2 protein-coding genes are annotated in these 1,343 nt (G+C 48.1%); both read left to right on the top strand.

Annotation, left to right across the window (positions count from 1 at the left end; all coding sequences use genetic code 11):
* The first annotated feature begins 509 nt into the window (after window positions 1-509).
* A complete protein-coding gene (locus Q0257_RS11955; RefSeq protein WP_298025081.1) occupies window positions 510-1,052 on the top strand; it encodes a 4'-phosphopantetheinyl transferase superfamily protein in 543 nt (180 codons plus the stop codon).
* A partial coding sequence (locus Q0257_RS11950; RefSeq protein WP_298025079.1) for a hypothetical protein occupies window positions 1,049-1,343 on the top strand: 295 nt, incomplete at its 3' end. The genes Q0257_RS11955 and Q0257_RS11950, both read left to right, overlap by 4 nt.

The following is a 1,343-nucleotide window of genomic DNA, read 5'->3' as shown; positions in this document are numbered from 1 at the left end:
GGCACGGCTCGGTATTTAAATGCGGTTGCGGCAATTAGCACGATTAAATTTCGTGCCGCTTTAATTAAATTTCGAGCCGCCGTATTCAGGAGCGCTTAAATTTTATGCCGTTTTATTCAAATGCGGCTAATTTTTGCGTCATTGTATTACGGCGCCTGCTACGTTTGTGTCGCTTTACAGCTCCGATTTAAATTCTACGCTATTTGCCACTTGATACCGCAACGCTAAATTTAGAGCGGTCACACAAAATACGACGACAAGACGGGCGCAACGAATATAGCCGACGCCGCAAAGCAGAATATGTCGAACCAAAAAGCGCACGGCGCAGATCGCAAGCGCGATAAATTTTAAAATTTTACCGCGCCCGAGGCCTTAGCGCAAACGAGATAAATTTTATGTTTTAGTGCGCCTTTGAGCCCGAGCGTATCAAATAGATTTTAAACGAAATTTCAACGCCGCCGCGCTATTTTATATTTTTATAAAGACTATTTTAGTAAAATCAGAGCTTTATGAGCGAGATAAAAATTTTAATCACCGACAAGGATCTGTGCGCTCCGCGGCGGCTTTTTAGCAGACGCGATAAGAAGCTGGCGTGCGCGCGAGGTCATCTGCGCGAGTTTCGCGTTTCGCGGGCGCTTAAGGCGCGCTTTAAAAAACGCGGCAAATTTTGCATCTCGCACAAAAGCGCGGATGGCAAAACGATCGTTGCCGTGGGTTTTGCGAGGCAAAAATTCGGACTCGATCTTGAAATTTTAAAACCGCGGAATTTTGCCGCGGCGAGCGAGTTTTGTTTCAACGCCTTTGAGCGGGAGCTTTTAGCGGCGGCGGACGAGGGCGAAAAGACATTCGTTTTTTATAAAATTTACACGATCAAAGAGGCGCTGATTAAGGCGCGAAACCTAGGTTTTTACGCGCTTGCTCGCGTGGGGCTGGCGCGCGGCGCAGACGGTGAGGCTCTGGCGCTTGATGAGCACGGCAGGGCGTGGTCGTACAAAAACTATATTTTGGAGGGCGAGATTTTGATTTCGCTAGTTTTTAGGGAGAATTTTTGAGACCTGTTTATCGTTTTTACGCTATTTCTAAAACGGCTTTCATTCTGCTTTGCACCGCGTTTTTTATAGGCGGATGCGCACACAAGGCGCCCGAGCGGATAGCGGAATTTAGCCAAAAGCAGTTCATCCTAACGGACGAGCTCGGCGCAAAAAGCAGAGCCTTGATCTCCAAAATTTCACCCGCAAACGGCGAGGAGAGCCGCTACAAGCTCGTCTGGCTCGATATGCTAGGCGCGCCGATCGCACGTAAAATTTTATCGATCGAAGGCGGCGAAGCAAAATTTCGCAACG

Source organism: uncultured Campylobacter sp., from assembly GCF_938018035.1.
Classification (GTDB): domain Bacteria; phylum Campylobacterota; class Campylobacteria; order Campylobacterales; family Campylobacteraceae; genus Campylobacter_B.
Note: the sequence above shows the minus strand (reverse complement) of the source record. Positions and strands in the feature narration are given on the sequence as shown.